Source organism: Pseudomonas sp. QLc11A (assembly GCF_052112305.1).
In the GTDB taxonomy this organism is placed as follows: Bacteria; Pseudomonadota; Gammaproteobacteria; order Pseudomonadales; family Pseudomonadaceae; genus Aquipseudomonas; species Aquipseudomonas laurylsulfatiphila.
In genome coordinates this window covers 31,091-50,341 of the sequence record NZ_JAVAJJ010000022.1, presented here as the reverse complement: position 1 = coordinate 50,341, position 19,251 = coordinate 31,091, and the positions used below count along the sequence as shown (strand labels likewise).

Genomic DNA, 19,251 nt, shown 5'->3' with positions numbered 1-19,251 from the left:
ATGCTCTCCTCAGGCTTGATGAGTGGTCTTGTCGCGACGGAAGAACGCCAGGCGCTCCTCATCCAGGCTCAGGCCAAGGCCCGGTGTTTTCGGCACGTGCAGTTCAAAATCGCGATACACCAGCGGTTCGCTGAGAATGTCTTCGGTCAGCAGCAACGGGCCGAACAGTTCGGTGTCCCACGCCAGTTTGTTCAGGGTGACGAAGGCATGGGCCGACGCCATCGTGCCCAGGCCGCCTTCGAGCATGGTGCCGCCGTACAGGGCGATACCGGCCGCTTCGGCGATGCAGGCGGTACGCAAAACGGCGCGCGGACCTCCGTTCTTGGCGATCTTCAGGGCGAACACCGAGGCCGCGCCTTCGCGGGCCAGGTTGAAGGCATCTTCCACGCATTCGATGGATTCGTCGGCCATGATCGGCGCCGGGCTCATGGCGTTCAGGCGGGCCATGCCGGCGCGGTTGTTGCGCGAGATCGGCTGTTCGATCAGGTCGATGCCGTTGCTGCCGAGGATTCGGCAGGCACGTATCGCGACGGCTTCGTCCCACGCCTGGTTGACGTCGACCCGCACGCTGGCGCGGTCACCCAGGGCCTTCTTGATGGCAATGACGTGGGCCAGGTCGCGGTTGACCTCGCCGGCACCGATCTTCAGCTTGAAGATGCGATGGCGGCGCAGGTCGAGCATTTTCTCTGCTTCGGCGATGTCCTTCTCGGTATCGCCACTGGCCAGTGTCCAGGCCACCGGCAGTGCGTCGCGAACACGGCCGCCGAGCAATTCACTGACAGGCAGGCCAAGGCGTTTGCCCTGGGCGTCGAGCAGCGCGGTTTCGATACCGGATTTGGCGAAGGTGTTGCCACGGATGCTGCGCTCCAGGCGCAACATGGCAGCATTGACGTTGCCGCTGTCCTGGCCGATCAACAAGGGGGCGAAGTGCGTGTCGATGTTGGTCTTGATGCTGTCCGGGCTTTCATTGCCGTAGGCCAGGCCACCGATGGTGGTGGATTCGCCGATGCCTTCGACGCCGTCGGCGCAACGCACGCGAACGATCACCAGGGTCTGGTTCTGCATGGTGTGCATGGCCAGTTTGTGCGGGCGGATAGTCGGCAGATCGACGATGATCGTCTCGATCGACTCAATGGCGGTTGCAAGCATTTCGATACCCGTCAGGTTCTTGAAGTTCTGAGTCGGATTCTCATACGGCTTTTTCCGGGCGGCCAATATAGAATTGGTCTGGCTTGATACCTTAAAGGTATTCAATTGAAAATCCGGAGGCCCCATGGAACTGCGGCACCTGCGTTATTTCCAGGTATTGGCTCAAACCCTCAACTTCACCCGCGCCGCCGAGCGCCTGCACATCGCCCAACCGCCGTTGAGCCGGCAGATCCAGCAACTGGAGGACGAACTGGGGGTGATGTTGCTGGAGCGCGGCCGCCCGTTGAAGCTGACCGACGCCGGGCGTTTTTTCCATGAGCACTCCACCGCCCTGCTCGAACAACTGAACAAGGTCTGCGACAACACACGGCGTATCGGCCTGGGTGAAAAGACCTGGCTGGGTATCGGCTTTGCGCCCTCGACACTGTATGGCGTGCTGCCGGAGCTGATCCGCCGGTTACGCAGTGGCGAACCGCTGGAGCTGGAATTGGGCCTGTCGGAAATGACCACCCTGCAACAGGTGCAGGCATTGAAGGCCGGGCGTATCGACATCGGTTTTGGGCGGATCCGCATCGACGACCCGGCCATCGTCCAGACCGTGCTCACTGAAGACCGCCTGGTCGCCGCCCTGCCCGCCGGCCATCCGTTGCTCGCCGGGCCCATCAGCCTGCGGGAACTGGCCAGGGAACCCTTTGTGCTGTACCCCGGCAATCCACGGCCGAGTTACGCCGACCATGTGATCGCGCTGTTTGAGTCCTATGGCGTGACCATCCACGTCGCGCAGTGGACCAACGAACTGCAAACGGCGATCGGTCTGGTGGGGGCGGGAATCGGGGTCACGCTGGTACCGGCCTCGGTGCAGTTGCTGCACCGCGACGACATCGGTTTCACACCCTTGCTGGAAGACAACGCGACCTCGCCGATCATCCTCAGCCGACGGGTGGGCGATGTTTCACCGGGGTTGAGCCATTGTTTGCGGATGATTGATGAGCTGCTGCCGCGGGCAGCGTAAGACGATGATCATTTGTGGCGAGGGGGCTTGTCGGATCGCCGCACCGCCCCGTTGGGGTGCGAAGCGCCCCTCAAAAAAAGATGGTCCTTACGTTCTCCGAGAAACCGGGTAACGGATTTTAGGGCCGCTACGCAGCCCAACGGGGGCAAGCCCCCTCGCCACAGGCAAGCCCCCTCGCCACAGGACGGTGGTTACATTCGATCAGCCGGCAAAAGCCCGGCGCCCTGCCTTCATCTCGGTACGCAACTCACCGATAAAATCAGAGATGGCGCGCACGCTGGTCAGTTCGGCTGTCGAGACACCACTGATCAGCAGCTCCACCCGCCCGGCGACGGGGTCGCGGACTTCGATGCGCAGCAGCCCGAGATTCTCGGTGCACTCGCACGACAGTGGCTCGAAACCGGACTCTACGATGTTGCAAAGCACTGAAATCGGAAGCATGGCCGGTCCCTCGGGCGATAGTCAGTTCGATTGGATCCGTTTCAGCATAGTTACACTTTGCCGATTTTGCGCCAGTAAATTGCCGTCAATTTTGTTATACCCCTCGCATTTCCGGCAACTCAGTGGGAATTACCACCCCAGATCCAGTTCCAGAACCCCGGCAACTCGACCGGCTGCGAGCCATCGCGCACGGTTCGCGCCATGGCCGCCCGCTGTAGCGCAGCCTGTTCGTCGTAAAACGGCTTGTCCGCGGTTTTCACGCCGGTCTCCCGGGCGCTGTCGAGCAGAATCTGCAGGTATTCACGGGTATGCCGGGCGGTATAGCGGTTGAGGTCGTGAAACGTCACCACGATCGGTATCACCCCGTCGACCACCGGCAATTCGCCACGAGCCATGCGTTCGCGCACTTCAGACATCGAGCGCAGCATGTGCGACCGGCGCCGGGGGCTGGCGTTGAAACCCCAGATCTTGCCGTCATTGGCGCTCAAGTCCGTGAGCAGCACGTGCAGGCCATGCTGTTGATAAGCGGCGAAGGTGCGCTTGTCGTAGTTCCAGAATGGCGGGCGCAGCAGGGTTGGAGGGGCGCCGGTGATCGCCGCGATGTCGGCGCTGCCATCGGTCAGGGCCTGCTCCAGTTCTTGCGGCTCCAGCGAGCGATGATTGGTGTGCCAGGGCGTTGCCGTGTGGAAGCCCAGAATGTGACCTTCGGCGTGTTCGCGCCGCATGATGTCCCGGCCCAATTCGCTGCCACCGGCGCGCGGCGCGCGGGTTTGCACGAAGAACACGGCTTTGATCCCCGGCTGCAGCGGGTTTTGCGCCAGGCTCTCAAGCACCGTGATGGTCGGATTCCACCAGCTCGATGCACTGGGACCGTCATCGAACGTCAGCAGAAAACGGATGGGCGGTTGCGCCTGCAAACGCTGTTCAGTCTGCGGCGTCATTGCAATGGGTGCAGCGATACAACCCAGCAAGCCAACTGCCAGGGCGCACACCGTTAAACACTTGAACCACTGTTTCATCTTTTGCCTTGGGCCAGACCATCACGATTGAAATACAAGTTGGCAGGAATCCTTCGCCCGGGACGCCGGGCCGAGGTTGGATAAGGTACACAGGCTTTGGTTCCAACGCTTGCCAAGCCTGTTTCGTCGCCAGCTACTAAACTGAAAAAACGCTCAACCAGAGTGTCAGGCCATGTGCGGACGACTGTCGCAATACCGCGGGATTCACGACTTCGTGGCGGTGCTGAGCATCCCCGACGCGCTGGTCAATCACGTCGGCAACGAACCCCTGGCGCACTATAACGCCGCGCCCACCACGCAACTTGCCCTGTTGCACCTGGAGAACGAGCGGCTGCACGCCGACGCCGTGCGCTGGGGTTGGCGGCCGCACTGGGCAACGGATCGCACGGAGCCGATCAATGCCCGGGTCGAGAAAGTCGCCCATGGTCCGTACTTCCGGGCAATCTGGCCGCATCGCGCGATCTGCCCGATCGATAACTGGTTTGAATGGGTGGATGCCGGTGACGGCAACAAACAACCCTGGTTGATCCGGCGACGGGACCGGGCGCCGGCTTTCTGCGCGGCCATCGGCCAGTACCCCATCGGCGGAGCCCCGCACAGGGAACACGACGGTTTCGTCATCCTCACGGCGGACAGCGCAGGCGGCCTGCTTGACGTGCATGACCGGCGGCCGGTGGTGTTCTCGCCCGAGCTGGCGCGGGAATGGCTGGACCCGGCCACGCCCAAGGAAAGGGCCGAGGAAATGGCGTTTTCCCAGGGCGAGGTCAGTGACGTATTTGAGTGGTACAAGGTGGACAAGGCCATCGGCAATGTCAGGAACCAGGGCGCTGCGTTAATTGAACAAGTGCCATGAACTTATCAATAACGACAGAGCCCCACTCAATGGCGTAATGCTGCTCAGTTAAGGAAATTGTAGGAGCGAGCTTGCTCGCGATGGACTCAAGAGCGCCGCGTTCAGCCAGTAAACACGCGTTATCGTTAACGACCATCGTCGGATCGCCGCCCGGAGCAAGCTCGCTCCTACAATGACGGGGCTTTGTCGTTTGGGGTGATCAGAACTTGCGGTCAGGCTCTGACAGTTCCTTACCGTCGTCAGGATGCTTCCAGTCCGGCATCGACCGCTTTTGCTGCTCAATCTCTTCTTCCGTGGGTTCGTCCACGTCTTCTTCCGGGTCCGGACGCTTGGGTTCATTGGCCATGTTCACCTCTCTTCCTGAAGGGATCGGTCATCCCCTTTAAGCTTAGATCAGTTCCCCTGCTCCGCTCAGAGCCACCAGCGCAGCAAAAAGAAAAAGCCCATGCTCAACAGCATGCTGAGCAACGTATTGCGCGTGTAAAGCACCAGCCCCACCGCCACCAACGAGCTGATCAGATAGGGGTTGTCCCAATGCAGGTTCAGCTGTTTTTCCGGCATGAACACAATCGGCCCACAGATAGCCGTCAACATGCCCGGTACGGCAAACCCGAGGAATTGCCGGGCATTGCTGCTCAGGCGCACCGGCAGGCGCGGTTCGAGAAAAACGTAGCGGTTGAGGAACACCAACACGCCCATTCCGACAATCACAGCCCAGACCATCATGTGCGTCCACCGTAGAATTTATTGCAGACAAACCCGGCGGTCATCCCCGCCAGCCCCGACAGCACCAGCGCTGAACCCCATTGCCAGTAGCTGAACAGCACCGAGCAAAACAGCGACACCGCCACGCACACCACGGTCGGCACGTTGCGTACCACCGGGGTGATCAGGGCAATGAAGGTGGCCGCGATGGAGAAATCCAGGCCCAGGTGTTCAAGGCCCGGAATGCTGCTGCCGAGCACAATGCCCGCCAGGGTGAAGAGGTTCCAGGCGATGTAGAACGTCAGGCCCACGCCCAGGGCGTACCAGCGGTTGAATTGCTGCTTGTCATGCTGGCTGGTCAGGGCGAACAGCTCGTCAGTGAGCAAAAACCCCAGCCCCGCACGCCAGCGCCCCGGCAATGGCGAAATCACCGAGCGCATGCTCATCCCGTAAAGCAAATGCTGGGAGGTCAGCAGCAAGGTGGTGAGCAAGATCGAAAAGATCCCGGCACCGCCCTTGAGCATGCCGATGGCCACCAGTTGCGCCGCACCGGCAAACACAATGCTCGACAGGCCCTGCCCTTGCAAAGGCGTGAGGTTGGCTTCGATGGCCATGGAACCGGCCAGCAGGCCCCAGGGCGCGGTGGCCAGGGACAGCGGCATGATCGCCGCAGCCCCGCGCAGAAAGGCGCTGCGCGGCATGAGTGAGTTGGGCATGACGTTCTACAGACAGGGAAAGACCTGAGACTTTGCCAGCTGTGGCGGCCAAAGGCTTGAACAATCTTGCTCACTGATACGCCCGCGTGCCATTCATCGGCTGCCCGCTTGATTCGCCAAAGTGCTAACAACATGATGGCCCTGCATTTTTCATCGAGGCAGGCCCTTCATGAGTTCAGTCGAAACCGACCGCGACGTTTACAAAACCCTGCTTGAGTCGACCAAAGCCATTCCCTGGCGCATCGACTGGAAAACCATGACCTTCAGCTACATCGGGCCACAGATCGAAGAATTGCTGGGCTGGAAGCAGCACAGCTGGGCCTCGGTCAATGACTGGGTCGAGCGCATGCACCCGGATGACCGCGACTACGTGATGGACTTCTGTGTCTCGCAATCGCGGGCCGGAATCGATCACGAGGCCGACTATCGTGCACTGACCGAAAGCGGCGAGTACGTGTGGATCCGCGATGTGGTGCACGTGGTGCGCAAGGACGGCGAGGTCGAGGCGCTGGTGGGGTTCATGTTCGATATCAGCGAGCGCAAGAAAACCGAAGAGCACCTGATCCGCCTGCAAAAGCAGCTCGAAGAGTATTCCTTCCAGGACGGCCTGACCGGCATCGCCAACCGACGCATGTTCGATACCGTGCTGGAGCGCGAGTGGAACACGGCCCAGCGTAACGGCTTGCCGTTGTCGGTGATCGTGCTGGATATCGATTATTTCAAGCAGTACAACGACCATTACGGCCACATCAAGGGCGACGAATGCCTGCGCCGCGTCGCGCAAACCTTGTCCCTGGCGGCGAACCGGCCACGGGATTTCATCGCCCGGATCGGCGGTGAAGAGTTCGTCTGGCTGCTGCCGGAAACCGATGCCGAATCCGCACGGCTGGTGGCACACAAGTGCCTGCACCTGATTCGCCAGCAGCAGATCCCCCATGAATTCTCGAACGTGTCAAAGCTGCTGAGTATCAGCCTCGGCGTCGGCACCACCCTGGTATCGATGCATGCCACCGCCCTGGAGTTCGTCGAGCAGGTCGATCATCTGCTCTACAAGGCCAAGCACAATGGCCGGATGCGCGCCGAGTTCGCTGATTTTCGTGATTGACAAAAGGCGCGCCGGCTTTTAAAACTGGGCGCCTCACTCAGGGTGTAAGCAAGTATGTCCGCAACCTTCAACCTCAACACTTCCGTCATTGGCTTGATTGCCAAGGCGCAAGGTTGCGTTGCGCACGCCCTCAAATCGAAGAAACAGTCGCTCATGTGACCGGGGCGCGCTGTCCCGTCAGATGAGCTGACAGGACATTGAGCGCGACGGACCACACTCCCCTTGCTTACTCTCCTTCCATGCCCCTGACGGTGACGAAATCGGTCAACCATCAGGAGAAAAAAGCATGTCAGCGTTTCAGGGTATCTGGGTTCCACTGGTCACCCCCTTCCACAACGGCGCCATCGATTTCGTCGGCTTGCGCCGGCTGGTCAGCCACCTGCTGGAAAAAGGTGTCGACGGCCTCGTCGTTTGCGGCACCACGGGCGAGCCGGCGGCGATGGGCAAACATGAGCAACTGGCAGTGCTTGATGCGGTGCTGGAGCTGGTGCCGGCGCAACGGGTGGTCATGGGCCTGGCCGGCAACAACCTGACCGAGTTGTTGCAGTTCCAGAGCGAGATCCTCAAGCGCCCGGTGGCGGGCCTGCTGGTGCCGGCGCCGTATTACATCCGCCCGTCCCAGGCCGGCCTGGAAGTGTTTTTCCGCACGGTCGCCGATGCCTCCAGCGTGCCACTGATTCTCTACGACATCCCCTACCGTACCGGCGCGGCCTTCGAACAGGCGACCCTGCTCAACATCGTCGCCCACGAGCGGATCGTGGCGATCAAGGATTGCGGCGGTAACTTTTCCAACACCCTCGCCTTGCTCGATAGCGGCCATGTCGACGTGTTGTGCGGCGAAGACAACCAGATCTTCAATGCCCTGTGCCTGGGCGCCAAAGGCGCGATTGCCGCGTCGGCGCATGTCCATCCGGAACTGTTCGTGCAGTTGCACCGGCAGATCCGTGACAACCAATTGGCTGAAGGTCGTGCCACGTTTTTCCGTCTGCTGCCGCTGATCAACAGCCTGTTCCTGGAACCCAACCCGGCCCCGGTGAAAACCGCGCTGGCCCTGCAAGGCTTGATCGGGGACGAACTGCGCGCACCGATGCAACGCAGCAGCGAATCGATGACCGAACGTTTGAAAGGCGTGCTCAGGACATTGGATCGCGACAATCGATAGAGCGTCGGCCTGCGGCCCGAGTACCATGGAGCGATTCGTTCAGCCTTCAGGGGCACCGACATGCTGTACCGAATCGCCGCCGACGGGCTGATGCTGTTTCACCTGTCGTTCATTGTGTTTGTCGTGTTCGGCGGGCTGCTGATACTCAAATGGCGCCACCTGATCTGGTGGCACCCGCCCGCTGCGCTGTGGGGGATGGCGGTGGAGTTCTTCCACCTGCCCTGCCCGCTGACCGACTGGGAAAACCACATGCGCCATGGAGCCGGGCAAACTGGCTATGGCGGTGGGTTCATCGAGCATTACATTTGGCCGGTGATTTACCCGGCGGGCCTGACGCCCGGCATTCAGCTGGGTTTGGGTAGCGTGGTGTTGGTGATCAATGTGTTGGTCTATCTTCGATTGATCAGGCAGTGGCGATTGCGGCGGGCCACCTGAAACCAGGATCAAAAGATCGCAGCCTGCGGCAGCTCCTACACAGGGAACGGACCGGTTTGCCTGACGCCTGAGCCTCAGTTGGCAATCACACTCATATTGCGCCCACTGGCCTTGGCCACGTACAGCGCCTTGTCCGCCGCACCGATCAGGTCTTCGGAGCGAACCTGGGACGCACCATTGCTCGCACACACGCCAACACTGACGGTCACGGCGCCTTCCGGGCTGTCGCTGTGGGCAATTTCAGCCTGCAGCACCGCGCGACGGATTTTCTCCGCCACCAGGAATGCCCCCACGTAGTCGTTGCCGGGCAGCACCACTGCAAACTCCTCGCCACCATAACGGGCGGCCAGGTCACCGGGGCGCTTGATGTTGTCGGTGATGATCGCACCGACCTTGCGCAAACACTCATCACCGGCCAGGTGACCGTAGCGGTCATTGAACGGTTTGAAATGATCGACATCGATCATCAGCAGCGCCAGCTCGCTCTGGCTGCGTCGGGCACGGCCCATTTCGGCATCGATGAACGCGTCGAGCTGACGCCGGTTGGCCAGCCCCGTCAGCGCATCCTTGAGGGCCAGGCCTTCAAGGTTGCGATTGACCTCCAGGAGCTTGTCCTGGGTGTCCAGCAACTCGACCTGCGCCAGGTTCTGCTGCTTCATCAGTTTGATCAGCCGGAACCCCAGTACCCCGAGAACACCAAGCAAAAGCGTGACGATGCCGGCGCTGAGCAGCGTTTCCTTGCGCCAACTGGCCAGCACTTCATCCTTGTTCAGCGCGGCAAACACGATCAGCGGATAACCCTCGACCCGGCGGTACCCCGTCACCCGCTCGACACCGTCGACGACCGACGTGATCGTGGCCGTGCCCGCATCGCCCTTGGGCAGCAACTGGGTGAACAACGGGCTCTTGGCGAGACTGCTGCCGATATCCGACTCCTTGAAGGGTCGGCGAATGACAATGCTGGCGTTGTCGGCGATCAGGGTGATCACGCCATTGCTGCCCATGTCGATGCTGTCGTAGAGCTGCAGGAAATGACTGAGGTAGATCGTCGCCAGTGCCACGCCGGCAAAACTGCCGTCGGGATGATTGAGCCGACGTGAAACCGTCATGATCCACTCGCCGCTCGAGCGGCTCTTGATCGACGGCCCGATGTGCGGCCCACGGCTGGGGTTGTCGCGATGGAAGATGAAGTATTCGCGGTCGGAATTGTTGACGCCGGTTTGGCCGGCGCCATTGGAATTGGCGAGCCACTGCCCTTTTTCGTCGAAAACGAACAAGCCATGGAGCTGGCTCAACTCACTGCGCTGGGCATTGAGCAATGCCGGCAGCCGGGATTGATCCACGCCGTCGTGTTCCAGACGATCGACCAACGTGAACAGCAGCGTATCGGCCTGCTTGATCGTTGCCTGTGCTTGCGAAGCCAGCGTCTGCGCAAGGTTGGACATCACCACTTCCTTGTCATGCAGGTGGTACTGGCGTGAGCTCCAGGCTTCCCAGATCACGATAGCCACCATCGACAGGCACACCGCCATCAGCAAGGTCACCGCCGAGCGGACCTTGAGCCTTGGCACGGCTGACCGAAGCATTTGAATTTGATCGTTGATCAATGGATGTCCCATGGTGCTCCCTGTGTCGATGACGGACGAACCTTCCTGATCGCCGTTTTTGCTCACTATGCCCGAGCCGGGCTCGCCATGATGTTAGCGCGACACCTGCTTGACCGCCTCCAGCCACGCCGGATCCAGCCGTGTCTGTTCGGTTTCGATGCCCTGCGCTTGCATCCGTTCCTTGTGCTGGTCCATTTCGCGGATCAACTGGCCATGGTCACTGGAGTTACCGTCGAGTTGATGCATCTGGTTCAAGCCCAAATGGTAGAAACGCAACAGCTTCATCGCAACCGGATCACCCCGTTCCACGCCCGCCGTTACATGATGCATGACATTGGTGATGCTCATCAGGCTGCGCTTGAGCTGCCAACTGTAGACCGCAGGCGCCATCCACGCCTGGCGCCAGAACACCTTGCGCATCAGCGCGACCATCGCCAGCACGGCAACAAACACGCCGCCGACGTTGAAGCGCAGATTGTCGCCCCCGGGCGTGCCGAACAGCGCCACCGCCGCCGTGGACAGCAGCATCGCCAGCGCCAGGAAGATCAGGGCAATGATGACCGTGCTGCGCCGCGTCTGTTGCCGGTAGGTGTCAGCGTTCATCGGCTGGATTTCGAACATTGCGTCGGTTTTTCCTGAGCTGAAAGGGTAAAAAGGGGGCTGAGGCAAAAAGTCAGCGGGCCATTATCGCCTCTGCGAGGGATTTAGCTATGCTGGAGCTCCTTTTCATCTTTTCATCGTCAATCGGGGGACATGGCGAGACCGCGCAGTTCGTGCCATCTTCTTTCATGAATACACATCATTCGGATGCCATTCGTAGTTGCTGTGTGAATGACATCGTTTTAAGGATCATTGAATGACCCAACGCCAAGTTATCAACGCCTCCGTCAGTCCCAAAGGCAGCCTGGAAACGCTCTCGCAACGGGAAGTCCAGCAATTGAGCGAAGCCGGTTCCGGCAGTATCTACAGCCTCTTCCGCCAGTGCGCCCTGGCCATCCTCAACACCGGCGCCCATGTCGACAACGCCAAGACCATTCTGGAAGCCTACAAGGATTTCGAGATCCGCATTCACCAGCAGGACCGCGGCGTACGCCTGGAACTGCTGAACGCTCCGGCCGACGCCTTCGTCGACGGCGAAATGATCGCCAGTACCCGGGAAATGCTCTTCAGCGCCCTGCGTGACATCGTCTACACCGAAAACGAACTCGACAGCCAGCGCATCGACCTGAGCAACTCCCAGGGCATCAGCGACTACGTCTTCCACCTGCTGCGCAACGCCCGGACCCTGCGCCCCGGCGTCGAGCCGAAGATCGTGGTCTGCTGGGGCGGGCACTCGATCAACACCGAAGAATACAAATACACCAAGAAAGTCGGCCACGAACTGGGCCTGCGCAGCCTGGACATCTGCACCGGTTGCGGCCCCGGCGTGATGAAAGGCCCGATGAAAGGCGCGACCATCGCCCACGCCAAGCAACGCATCCACGGCGGCCGCTACCTGGGCCTGACCGAACCCGGCATCATTGCCGCCGAAGCGCCGAACCCGATCGTCAACGAACTGGTGATCCTGCCGGACATCGAAAAACGCCTGGAAGCCTTCGTCCGCGTCGGTCACGGCATCATCATCTTCCCGGGCGGCGCCGGTACGGCCGAAGAATTCCTGTACCTGCTGGGCATCCTGATGCACCCGGACAACGCAGGCCTGCCCTTCCCGGTCGTCCTCACAGGGCCCAAACATGCCGCGCCGTACCTGGAGCAACTGGACGCGTTCGTCGGCGCCACCCTGGGCGACGCCGCCAAGCAGCACTACCAGATCATCATCGATGACCCGGCCGAAGTGGCGCGCCAGATGACCCAGGGCCTCAAGGCGGTCAAGCAGTTCCGCCGCGAGCGCAACGATGCGTTCCACTTCAACTGGCTGCTGAAAATCGACGAAGGCTTCCAGCGCCCGTTCGACCCGACCCACGAAAACATGGCCAACCTGAAACTGAGCCTCGACCTGCCCTCCCACGAACTGGCGGCCAACCTGCGCCGCGCGTTCTCCGGCATCGTCGCCGGCAACGTCAAGGACAAGGGCATCCGCCTGATCGAAGAGCACGGGCCCTACCAGATCCGTGGCGACGCGGCGATCATGCAACCGCTGGACCTGCTGCTCAAAGCCTTCGTCGCCCAGCACCGCATGAAACTGCCGGGCGGCGCGGCGTATGTGCCGTGTTATCGGGTGGTGGCTTAACCCTTTCGGTCTAATAACGCCGACATGAGCTTTACCGTCGCGAGCCGCAGTGAAAGCTGCGGTTCGCGGCACTCTATGGAAAGAAAAAATGCGCCAACGTAATTCCGCCAGACTGCTGGTGATCAATCCTGCACAACAGGTTCTGCTGTTTCACTTCCAGCACAAAGGCGATGCCCTCGACGGCCAAAGCCACTGGGCGACACCCGGTGGCGGGCTTGAGCCGGGTGAATCCTTTGAGGCTGCGGCGGTTCGTGAACTGTTTGAAGAAACCGGGCTGACTGTCGCAGCCGTGGGAGCCAGCGTTGCAGAGCGCAGTTTTCCGATGATGCTGCCAAGCGGCGAAACGGTTCTGTCGGTTGAGCGGTATTTTGTGGTTCATACCGACAGTGAACGCCTGTCCCGTGAGGGATGGACGGCTCACGAAGTCCGGGTAATGGCTGACCATAAGTGGTGGTCCGTAGCCGAACTGCGAGAGACCCGAGAAACAGTGTGGCCTGAGGAATTGATCAAGATGCTGGAAAGCGCCTGATGCGTTCCGGCGTACACAAACCCTGTGGCGAGGGGGCTTGCCCCCGTTGGGCTGCGCAGCGGCCCTAAAAGCCGTTACCCGGTTTCCCGGAGATGAACGTAAGGACCATTTTTTGGGGGTGCTTCACACCCCAACGGGGCGGTGCGGCGATCCGACAAGCCCCCTCGCCACAAAAGCTCGGCGTTTAGTCCAGTGGAGCAACGTTATCCAGTGCACGGTTGACTGCCAGGTCCGCCAGCATGATCACCTGCTGGATCCCCAGCAGCATGCTGCGTTGCGGACCATCCAGGAATGTTGCGAAATCACTGGCCATGACACTCGCCGATGCCAGCGATTCGCAGGCGTGGGTCAACAGGCTTTCGGTGTCGATGTTTGGCGCGATGATGAACATTGTGCTGGGGTTGTGGGGCGCGTTGTTTTTGAGGATGGCGGGTTTGAGGTGGAGAGTTGATGCACTCCGGGTGGTATCGGCTTCTGATTCGGGGGGATTGGGTGTGGGTTTGAACATGGTGGAGCTCCTGTAGAAACTGGAACCACCAAGACCTGTCGCTAAACAAGTAAGGGTGGCGACTGTACGAAGGTTAGCGAACCGGTTACAGGCAAACCCGGCAGACCCGAAGGTCTCCGACGCACAGCCGCCATAATCAAATTGCAGGCATAGAAACGAATGCAATCAAGACTGGAGTGCTGGTGTCCCTGTATCTGTTCGGATCGCTAAATCCGGTCGCTGAATTTGCAGCGACCCGACAACGATAGAGTCAGGGTCCAAGGCCCACAAGCCGGCGGATTCTGGCGTAGTTGTAGGCAACGACGCAAGGCGGTGTAGCCTCACTCCTGGTCCTACAGCCTTGCCTGACGTCCATAATTTCTGGCCATTTTGCTGGTGTGAGGCAGAGGATTTTCGTTGGCTGCAAGGCCGTCTTCGCGAGCAGGTTCGCTCCCACAGTTGGGCTGGGTACATTCGAAAGAAATTGGTTGGCTGGCAGGCCGCCATCGCGAGCAAGCTCGCTCCCACAGAAGAGCAGAGCAAAAGCAGATCCGCGTACCCCCACGCTCCTCACCACTCATCAGGCCGAGCGTTCGCTCGCCTGCAGCTTGTGATCTTGATCCACCCGCCCCCTCGGCAGGCTGAGTGGAGGTGTTCATCCGGGGATGGGCGCGCAGCGCCGTTCGACGCAGTCGAACTCATTGCATGTAGGTCGAAGCGAAGCCGACCGGAGGGCAATGCCCCCGGATGGACACCGGAGCGAAGGAACCCCGAGCCTCAGCGAGGGGCCGTACGTAAGGGGCGAGACCTTTTGGTTACTTTTGGCTGGGCCGGCACTCCGGGCGTTTGCCAAAAGTGACCCGCTGTAAGAGCGGAACCATAAGCCGCCGTTACCAAAAAAACGGATATGTACACAGTCAAAAAAAGACAGGTCGGCTATCAGGCCGCCTTCGCGAGCAAGCCCACAATTGGACCCGGTATATCTGGCGCAAAACCCGCTCCCAAGGGTTCAAGGCTGCAATGCCTGGGGCGCGGTGGACTGTTCTTTCGGCAGCCCCTCGGTGCCATCGAGGACAACTTTCTCGGCCACGAACTGCCAATCCTTGTAGCTGGCCATGCCTTTGAAGTCCGACCACTCGCTGGGAAAGTTCTCTTGTTTGAGCGGCTTCTGCTCGGACGGGCAGTACACACCGCTGATCCGTCCGTCGATACCGCGCATCAGCTCCCATTCGCCCCCCGTCATCGGCTCCGGGTACAACTGGCGGATATGGTGCCTGGCCGACGGGAAGCGCTCGTCCTGCAACAGGTCCGCGAGCTCTTTCGGGTACATGGCGACGCCGGGCGAACTGCGGTAATAGCTGCGCAGCGCCTGGGCATACTGCGTACCGACCCAGAGCAACTGGTGTTCGCGATCCCGGCGTGAAGCGGTGGCCCACAACTCGCCGGCACTGGCCAGGCCCATGCCGATCACGACAATCAGAAACAGCACACCCAGGTAGGTGAAGCCGTCCTGACCCGAAGGCTTACCACTCGGAATAAAGGCTGCCATCACGCGCCCTCCCGCTGGCGCCACTCTTGATATCGGCCACCCCGCCCGCCACGCCATCCGGTGGCGCGACCACGACCCAGGTGTCCTTGCGCTCGGCAATCGGGTCCAGCGGCTGGTTACGCAGGTAGCGCAGTTCGACCAGTTGTTCGATGGAGTCCGGATAACGCCCGGTGTCGCCGTAGTAGTGATCCAGCGCCTCGCGCATGGACGACAGGCTCTGGCGCAGGGTGGTCTCTTTCGAGGCTTCCAGGCTGGTGAAGTAGCGTGGCATGGCGATCGTCATCAGGGTCGCGATGATTGCCATGACCACCATCAGTTCCAACAGGGTAAAACCCTTTTGCCGACGCATATGCTCACCACTCACGATAGGCGATGCCGTTGAGACCTTTGCCCCGGGCCTTGGAGTAAACGTCAAAGACGTCCTGGCCCTCACGCGGGTTCTCAGCCGAACTGTCATAGGCACGCAGGCCCCAGCCGCCCTCGTCGTCACGCTTGACGGTGGCCAGCGGATCACGGGGGATGCGCCGCAGGAAGTAGAACTTGGCCCCCTTGGCGCTGCGCACGTCACGTACACCCTCGACCAGCACTTTCAGGTTCGGCGGGTAGCCGTTGCTGTCGAGCGATTTCTCGATGTAGCCGGCGTCGAAGGCGCGTTTGTAGGCGTCGATGCCATCGCGGATCTGGTACAGCGCGGTCCGCAGTTCCTGCTCTTTGCCACGGCGCACCACCGTCTCGGTCAGCGGTGCGGCCATGCCAGCCAACAGACCGACCAAAGCCAGCGTCACCACGACTTCGACCAGGGTAAAACCGCGTTGCGAGGCGCTCATGATCAAGGCTTCCCGACAGTAACCGTGGTGGCGATCGGTGCGCTCATGGGGCCGGTCTGAACCGTCGTGCTCATCGAACGGTCAGGGGCCTGGATGTGCATGCTGGTTTCGGTGCCGGTCGAGAATTCCATGTCCGACGGGCTCTGGTATGGCAGGTTGCGCACGATCCGCGGGGTGATCGACAGCACCAGTTCGGATTTGCTGATGTCGTCTTTGTTGCTGCCGAACAGGCGGCCCAGGCCAGGAATGTCGCCAAGGCCAGGGATCTTGTTACCGCTGCTGCCATGGTCGTTGCGCACCAGACCGGCGAGGATCTGGGTTTCGCCATCATGCAGACGCAAGGTGGTCTGGGCGTTGCGGGTATCGACCTGGACCGGAATGGTGCCCTGAGCGGTCGGCGCCAGCGGCGTGGCGTTACTGACTTCCAGCGCGACCTTGATCGCCACTTCGTTGTTCAGGTGCACGATGGGCTGCACTTCAAGCTTCAGACCGACGTCGAGGTAAGTCACGCTTTCGGTGATCACCGGCCCCTGGGTCGAAGGCACCGAGGTGGCGCTGATGATGGGCACGCGCTGACCGATGTGGATGCGCGCCTGTTCGCGGTTGCTCACCCGGATCACCGGGCTGGCTAGGGTATTGATGTCCTTGTCCTGGGCGTTGATCTTGGCCTGGGGCGCCGGGCTGATGGAAATCCGGCTGGAGTCGATACCTTTGAGCTGGTCAAGGATGGACACTGGCGAGCCGTCGCTGTTGATCACACCGAAGGTGTTGGGCCATTGCAGGCCGAGGTCGAGAATGCGCTGACGGGCCACTTCCATCACTTCCACTTCCAGCACCACTTCGGGGTTGGACTGGTCCTGCGATTGCAGCAGTTTTTCCGCCATGCGGATGGCGTCGCCCGAGTCGCGCATGGTCAGGGTATTGAGGCGTTCATCGACGAACACGTCGCGGGTCTTGAGCATGGTCTTGATCATGTTCAGCGCGGTGTTGGCATCGATGCTGGTCAGGTAGAAGGTGCGCATCACCAGCTCCTGATAATCCTTGAGCTTCTGCGGCGAGTCCGGGTAGATCAGCAAGGTGTTTTCATTCACCACTTTCTGATGCAACTGGTTCTGTTGCAGCAGCAGTTCCACGGCGTCTTCGATGCGCACATCACGTACGAAGATCGTGGCTTTCATGTCCGGGCGCAGGTCCTTGTCGAAGATGAAGTTCAAGCCGGCGACCTGGGACAGCACTTCGAAAATGGTCTTGAGGTTGGCGTCGCGAAACTCCAGGGTCACCGGCCGGTCCAGGCGTGTGCGCAACTGCGGGTACTGCACCACGTTGCGGCTCTGCACCAGGCGGATGCTGTCTTGCAGTTCCCGGGCACCCTCGTTCTGCGGGTCCAGTTCGAGAATCTGCTTGACCTGGCGGTCGGCACCGTAGATGTCACCGCGACGCAGGTCGCCACGGGCCATTTCGAGTTTCTCGTCCATGCTGCGCAGGTAGTCGAGTTGACGCAGGGAATCCTGGGCACGACGGTTGTTCGGTTCGATGCTCAGGACCCGGCTGTAGCCCATGCGGGCTCCGGCGAAATTACGCTGGGCGCGGTCCATGTCGGCCTGGGTCAGCAGTGCCGTCACGGCGCGGGCCCGGCCGCTATTGAGTGCTATGTGCAGATCGGTATCGCGAGGGTTCTCGCGCAATCCCTGTTCGATGCGAGCCAGACCGGCTTCGTACTGGCCTGATTCCATCAGGGCGGAAGCTTCGTCCTTGGCGATCTGCGCCGAACTGCATGCAGCCAGCCCTGCGCAGAGACAAAGGCTCATCAGCAAACGGGATTTGTTCATTCCGTACTCCCCACAGACAGAGTCTGAGCCAAATGCAAAGGCAGGTAGACCAGGCTCAGTTCCTTATCGGAAATGCGCTCGAGCCGCCAGGTTTCGTCGATGACATCCCCTTTGCGCACGACGTATATTTTTTCGCCGCTCTGCAAGAACACCTGCAGATCGGAACGGTCGTCCAGCCTGCCGACAAACTGGAAGGGCAACGGCGGTGCAGTGGGGACCTGCACCTCTGGAGTCACGACTACCGGTTGTTCAATGACGGTGCCGAGGGCCGGCTCCGCGTTCCAGCTGCGGGCGGCGAACAGGTCGCCTGCAGGGCTCAGGTCCTTGATCGGCACTACCGCCGCGGCGCTCGATGCAGCCGCCGCTGCGCCCGGGGCCTTGCCTTTGGCTGACGTGGCCACGGCGGCCACCGCAGGGTCGCTGTCGTCAGCCTGCCTGAAGTATTCGGGGAACCAGGCGAGCGCTGCCGCTACACCGAAGAACGCCACCCAGCCCGCCACTCGTTTGGTATTCATCATGACCTCGACAGATAAAGGGTCATGCGGATCCGCCCGGTCAGGTCGGTATCGGCGATATTCTTGCGCTGAAGCTCCACATCCTCGAGCACCACCGCCGGCAACTGGCCGAGCAAGGCGTGCAGGAAACGCCGCAGTTGCGGATAGCTGCCACGTACCGGCAGCAGAATCTGATAACGGGCCAGGTGCGTCTTGGGGTCCACGCCCAGGGAGTATTCCCCCCGGGACAAGGTGATGCGCTCCTGGGCGGCCAGGGCGTAGATCTTGTCGATGGCCACGGTGGCCTGGGGCTGGGACGGCAACTTGCTGCGAAAATCGTCGAGCTGGCGTTGCGGCACCACCGGTGCAGCCACTGTGCCGTCTTCGACCCTGGCCAGGTACTCGGTGGCTTCGCGGGTCTGCTGGCTGAGGCTTTGCAGCGACTGCCAGTCCGGCAGCAATCCGGCCAGGCCATAGCTCAGCGCCAGCACCAGCATGGCCAACCCTGCCAGCCCCGGAGCCCCCAGGCCTTGCAGGTATTCGTGGACGATCAATTTATGGATTTGCATCGCCGATCTCCCAGGTAGCCGACAGGTTGAACTGCACCGGGTGTTCCGGCACGTTGGCGACAATTTCGTGGCTCAGCAGCGACACGTCGGACAGCTCGTCACTGGCTTCGAGGCGGCGGTGGAAATCGAGCATGGCGTCCAGGTCCATCGCCTCGGCGCTGATCCGGACCTGGCCTTTACGGGCGTCCGGGGTCAGGGTCAGCAGGGCAATGTTGTCCCGCGGCATGGCTTCCAGCGTGGCGAACAGACGCTCCCAGGGACGGCGCAACTGCTGGGAGACCTTGCGCATTTCGGCCAGGTTCTGCGCCTGCTCGCGAGTTTGTGCCGGGGTCAGGCCGGGCTTGCTGCCGTTGTCGCCGGTGAGCACCCGCTGGGTGGTTTGCAGGTGGCCCTGCTGTTGTTCGGCCTCGTTGCTCAGGTGCTGCTGCACCAGAGCGCAAGTCAGTGTCAGCACCACGCCACCGGCCAGCAGGCTCCAGCCCAGGGGACCTGCACGGCGGCGCGGCTGAAAGTCGAGCATCAGGGGGCGCATG

The 19,251-nt window shown here is 61.1% G+C and carries 23 protein-coding genes; 7 read left to right on the top strand and 16 right to left on the bottom strand.

Translation table 11 applies throughout. From position 1 onward, the window contains the following. Positions 1-9: 9 nt before the first annotated feature. Positions 10-1,149 carry a muconate cycloisomerase family protein gene (locus tag Q8X48_RS25985; RefSeq protein ID WP_407802177.1) on the bottom strand — a complete coding sequence of 380 codons (1,140 nt, stop codon included), beginning with the start codon at positions 1,147-1,149 and terminating at the stop codon, positions 10-12. 124 nt (positions 1,150-1,273) lie between these two features. Between Q8X48_RS25985 and Q8X48_RS25980 the strand changes: the two genes are divergently transcribed. After that, positions 1,274-2,161, top strand: coding sequence for a LysR family transcriptional regulator (locus tag Q8X48_RS25980; protein WP_407802178.1), 888 nt, complete (start codon positions 1,274-1,276; stop codon positions 2,159-2,161). 201 nt (positions 2,162-2,362) lie between these two features. Here the strand turns inward: Q8X48_RS25980 and Q8X48_RS25975 are convergent, their stop codons facing one another. After that, positions 2,363-2,602: a DUF1652 domain-containing protein gene (locus Q8X48_RS25975; protein ID WP_126050692.1), complete on the bottom strand. Its 240-nt coding sequence runs from the start codon at positions 2,600-2,602 to the stop codon at positions 2,363-2,365. Between the two features lie 119 nt (positions 2,603-2,721). After that, on the bottom strand, positions 2,722-3,621 hold the full coding sequence (locus Q8X48_RS25970) for a polysaccharide deacetylase family protein (RefSeq protein ID WP_407802179.1): 900 nt from the start codon (positions 3,619-3,621) through the stop codon (positions 2,722-2,724). Between the two features lie 172 nt (positions 3,622-3,793). Here Q8X48_RS25970 and Q8X48_RS25965 point away from each other — a divergent pair, with 172 nt between their 5' ends. Continuing rightward, positions 3,794-4,474 (top strand): SOS response-associated peptidase family protein, encoded by a 681-nt coding sequence (locus Q8X48_RS25965; RefSeq protein WP_407802180.1) that lies wholly within the window; start codon positions 3,794-3,796, stop codon positions 4,472-4,474. A 199-nt stretch (positions 4,475-4,673) separates the two neighbouring features. On the opposite strand, the gene Q8X48_RS25960 is transcribed toward Q8X48_RS25965, so the two are convergent. The 3 genes from Q8X48_RS25960 to Q8X48_RS25950 all read right to left on the bottom strand — a co-directional run bounded on the left by Q8X48_RS25960 (position 4,674) and on the right by Q8X48_RS25950 (position 5,895). Next, positions 4,674-4,820 (bottom strand): hypothetical protein, encoded by a 147-nt coding sequence (locus Q8X48_RS25960; RefSeq protein ID WP_167399513.1) that lies wholly within the window; start codon positions 4,818-4,820, stop codon positions 4,674-4,676. Positions 4,821-4,885: 65 nt separating this feature from the next. Continuing rightward, positions 4,886-5,197 carry an AzlD domain-containing protein gene (locus Q8X48_RS25955; protein WP_015095729.1) on the bottom strand — a complete coding sequence of 104 codons (312 nt, stop codon included), beginning with the start codon at positions 5,195-5,197 and terminating at the stop codon, positions 4,886-4,888. Continuing rightward, the gene (locus tag Q8X48_RS25950) at positions 5,197-5,895 is read right to left on the bottom strand and encodes an AzlC family ABC transporter permease (RefSeq protein WP_041474903.1); all 699 of its coding nucleotides are present in this window, start codon (positions 5,893-5,895) and stop codon (positions 5,197-5,199) included. The genes Q8X48_RS25955 and Q8X48_RS25950 overlap by 1 nt, the downstream gene beginning before the upstream one ends. Before the next feature lie 169 nt (positions 5,896-6,064). Between Q8X48_RS25950 and Q8X48_RS25945 the strand changes: the two genes are divergently transcribed. The 3 genes from Q8X48_RS25945 to Q8X48_RS25935 all read left to right on the top strand — a co-directional run bounded on the left by Q8X48_RS25945 (position 6,065) and on the right by Q8X48_RS25935 (position 8,597). Next, on the top strand, positions 6,065-7,000 hold the full coding sequence (locus Q8X48_RS25945) for a diguanylate cyclase domain-containing protein (protein ID WP_407802181.1): 936 nt from the start codon (positions 6,065-6,067) through the stop codon (positions 6,998-7,000). Positions 7,001-7,286: 286 nt separating this feature from the next. Further along, positions 7,287-8,162, top strand: coding sequence for a 4-hydroxy-tetrahydrodipicolinate synthase (dapA, locus tag Q8X48_RS25940; RefSeq protein ID WP_407802182.1), 876 nt, complete (start codon positions 7,287-7,289; stop codon positions 8,160-8,162). 60 nt (positions 8,163-8,222) lie between these two features. Then, positions 8,223-8,597 carry a DUF2784 domain-containing protein gene (locus Q8X48_RS25935; RefSeq protein ID WP_407802183.1) on the top strand — a complete coding sequence of 125 codons (375 nt, stop codon included), beginning with the start codon at positions 8,223-8,225 and terminating at the stop codon, positions 8,595-8,597. Between the two features lie 74 nt (positions 8,598-8,671). Here Q8X48_RS25935 and Q8X48_RS25930 read toward each other — a convergent pair whose 3' ends face one another. Both Q8X48_RS25930 and Q8X48_RS25925 read right to left on the bottom strand, forming a co-directional pair. After that, complete coding sequence (locus tag Q8X48_RS25930; RefSeq protein ID WP_407802184.1) at positions 8,672-10,216, bottom strand: sensor domain-containing diguanylate cyclase; 1,545 nt, start codon at positions 10,214-10,216, stop codon at positions 8,672-8,674. A gap of 81 nt (positions 10,217-10,297) precedes the next feature. Continuing rightward, positions 10,298-10,825, bottom strand: a complete 528-nt coding sequence (locus tag Q8X48_RS25925; RefSeq protein ID WP_407802186.1) for a DUF3087 domain-containing protein — start codon at positions 10,823-10,825, stop codon at positions 10,298-10,300. Between the two features lie 235 nt (positions 10,826-11,060). Between Q8X48_RS25925 and ppnN the strand changes: the two genes are divergently transcribed. Both ppnN and Q8X48_RS25915 read left to right on the top strand, forming a co-directional pair. Next, positions 11,061-12,434 (top strand): nucleotide 5'-monophosphate nucleosidase PpnN, encoded by a 1,374-nt coding sequence (gene ppnN / locus Q8X48_RS25920; protein WP_095967677.1) that lies wholly within the window; start codon positions 11,061-11,063, stop codon positions 12,432-12,434. Between the two features lie 88 nt (positions 12,435-12,522). Then, a complete protein-coding gene (locus tag Q8X48_RS25915; protein WP_407802187.1) occupies positions 12,523-12,963 on the top strand; it encodes an NUDIX hydrolase in 441 nt (146 codons plus the stop codon). Positions 12,964-13,147: 184 nt separating this feature from the next. On the opposite strand, the gene Q8X48_RS25910 is transcribed toward Q8X48_RS25915, so the two are convergent. The 8 genes from Q8X48_RS25910 to Q8X48_RS25875 form a co-directional block, all read right to left on the bottom strand. Continuing rightward, positions 13,148-13,471, bottom strand: a complete 324-nt coding sequence (locus tag Q8X48_RS25910; protein ID WP_407802189.1) for a DUF6124 family protein — start codon at positions 13,469-13,471, stop codon at positions 13,148-13,150. Between the two features lie 988 nt (positions 13,472-14,459). After that, the gene (locus Q8X48_RS25905) at positions 14,460-14,999 is read right to left on the bottom strand and encodes a type II secretion system protein (protein ID WP_015095745.1); all 540 of its coding nucleotides are present in this window, start codon (positions 14,997-14,999) and stop codon (positions 14,460-14,462) included. After that, positions 14,974-15,348: a type II secretion system protein gene (locus Q8X48_RS25900; RefSeq protein ID WP_015095746.1), complete on the bottom strand. Its 375-nt coding sequence runs from the start codon at positions 15,346-15,348 to the stop codon at positions 14,974-14,976. Before Q8X48_RS25900 ends, Q8X48_RS25905 begins: the two co-directional genes overlap by 26 nt. A 4-nt stretch (positions 15,349-15,352) precedes the next feature. Next, complete coding sequence (locus tag Q8X48_RS25895; RefSeq protein WP_015095747.1) at positions 15,353-15,826, bottom strand: type II secretion system protein; 474 nt, start codon at positions 15,824-15,826, stop codon at positions 15,353-15,355. A 2-nt stretch (positions 15,827-15,828) separates the two neighbouring features. Next, complete coding sequence (locus Q8X48_RS25890; protein WP_407802191.1) at positions 15,829-17,655, bottom strand: secretin N-terminal domain-containing protein; 1,827 nt, start codon at positions 17,653-17,655, stop codon at positions 15,829-15,831. After that, entirely contained in the window at positions 17,652-18,170 is a 519-nt protein-coding gene (locus tag Q8X48_RS25885; RefSeq protein ID WP_407802192.1) for a hypothetical protein, read from the bottom strand. Before Q8X48_RS25885 ends, Q8X48_RS25890 begins: the two co-directional genes overlap by 4 nt. Further along, entirely contained in the window at positions 18,170-18,718 is a 549-nt protein-coding gene (locus Q8X48_RS25880; protein WP_015095750.1) for a GspMb/PilO family protein, read from the bottom strand. The genes Q8X48_RS25885 and Q8X48_RS25880 overlap by 1 nt, the downstream gene beginning before the upstream one ends. Next, positions 18,705-19,250: a PilN domain-containing protein gene (locus Q8X48_RS25875; protein WP_095967671.1), complete on the bottom strand. Its 546-nt coding sequence runs from the start codon at positions 19,248-19,250 to the stop codon at positions 18,705-18,707. The genes Q8X48_RS25880 and Q8X48_RS25875 overlap by 14 nt, the downstream gene beginning before the upstream one ends. Position 19,251: the final 1 nt, after the last annotated feature.

What these genes read in the sequence shown, in the direction of transcription:
- Q8X48_RS25970 (WP_407802179.1), bottom strand. Translation starts at nt 3,621, where the DNA reads ATGAAACAGTGGTTCAAGTGTTTAACGGTGTGCGCCCTGGCAGTTGGC.
- Q8X48_RS25980 (WP_407802178.1), top strand. Translation starts at nt 1,274, where the DNA reads ATGGAACTGCGGCACCTGCGTTATTTCCAGGTATTGGCTCAAACCCTC.
- Q8X48_RS25880 (WP_015095750.1), bottom strand. Translation starts at nt 18,718, where the DNA reads ATGCAAATCCATAAATTGATCGTCCACGAATACCTGCAAGGCCTGGGG.
- Q8X48_RS25900 (WP_015095746.1), bottom strand. Translation starts at nt 15,348, where the DNA reads ATGCGTCGGCAAAAGGGTTTTACCCTGTTGGAACTGATGGTGGTCATG.
- Q8X48_RS25945 (WP_407802181.1), top strand. Translation starts at nt 6,065, where the DNA reads ATGAGTTCAGTCGAAACCGACCGCGACGTTTACAAAACCCTGCTTGAG.
- ppnN (WP_095967677.1), top strand. Translation starts at nt 11,061, where the DNA reads ATGACCCAACGCCAAGTTATCAACGCCTCCGTCAGTCCCAAAGGCAGC.
- Q8X48_RS25895 (WP_015095747.1), bottom strand. Translation starts at nt 15,826, where the DNA reads ATGAGCGCCTCGCAACGCGGTTTTACCCTGGTCGAAGTCGTGGTGACG.
- Q8X48_RS25885 (WP_407802192.1), bottom strand. Translation starts at nt 18,170, where the DNA reads ATGAATACCAAACGAGTGGCGGGCTGGGTGGCGTTCTTCGGTGTAGCG.
- Q8X48_RS25930 (WP_407802184.1), bottom strand. Translation starts at nt 10,216, where the DNA reads ATGGGACATCCATTGATCAACGATCAAATTCAAATGCTTCGGTCAGCC.
- Q8X48_RS25915 (WP_407802187.1), top strand. Translation starts at nt 12,523, where the DNA reads ATGCGCCAACGTAATTCCGCCAGACTGCTGGTGATCAATCCTGCACAA.
- Q8X48_RS25965 (WP_407802180.1), top strand. Translation starts at nt 3,794, where the DNA reads ATGTGCGGACGACTGTCGCAATACCGCGGGATTCACGACTTCGTGGCG.
- Q8X48_RS25905 (WP_015095745.1), bottom strand. Translation starts at nt 14,999, where the DNA reads ATGGCAGCCTTTATTCCGAGTGGTAAGCCTTCGGGTCAGGACGGCTTC.
- dapA (WP_407802182.1), top strand. Translation starts at nt 7,287, where the DNA reads ATGTCAGCGTTTCAGGGTATCTGGGTTCCACTGGTCACCCCCTTCCAC.
- Q8X48_RS25935 (WP_407802183.1), top strand. Translation starts at nt 8,223, where the DNA reads ATGCTGTACCGAATCGCCGCCGACGGGCTGATGCTGTTTCACCTGTCG.
- Q8X48_RS25890 (WP_407802191.1), bottom strand. Translation starts at nt 17,655, where the DNA reads ATGAACAAATCCCGTTTGCTGATGAGCCTTTGTCTCTGCGCAGGGCTG.
- Q8X48_RS25955 (WP_015095729.1), bottom strand. Translation starts at nt 5,197, where the DNA reads ATGGTCTGGGCTGTGATTGTCGGAATGGGCGTGTTGGTGTTCCTCAAC.
- Q8X48_RS25875 (WP_095967671.1), bottom strand. Translation starts at nt 19,250, where the DNA reads ATGCGCCCCCTGATGCTCGACTTTCAGCCGCGCCGCCGTGCAGGTCCC.
- Q8X48_RS25960 (WP_167399513.1), bottom strand. Translation starts at nt 4,820, where the DNA reads ATGGCCAATGAACCCAAGCGTCCGGACCCGGAAGAAGACGTGGACGAA.
- Q8X48_RS25975 (WP_126050692.1), bottom strand. Translation starts at nt 2,602, where the DNA reads ATGCTTCCGATTTCAGTGCTTTGCAACATCGTAGAGTCCGGTTTCGAG.
- Q8X48_RS25985 (WP_407802177.1), bottom strand. Translation starts at nt 1,149, where the DNA reads ATGCTTGCAACCGCCATTGAGTCGATCGAGACGATCATCGTCGATCTG.
- Q8X48_RS25910 (WP_407802189.1), bottom strand. Translation starts at nt 13,471, where the DNA reads ATGTTCAAACCCACACCCAATCCCCCCGAATCAGAAGCCGATACCACC.
- Q8X48_RS25925 (WP_407802186.1), bottom strand. Translation starts at nt 10,825, where the DNA reads ATGTTCGAAATCCAGCCGATGAACGCTGACACCTACCGGCAACAGACG.
- Q8X48_RS25950 (WP_041474903.1), bottom strand. Translation starts at nt 5,895, where the DNA reads ATGCCCAACTCACTCATGCCGCGCAGCGCCTTTCTGCGCGGGGCTGCG.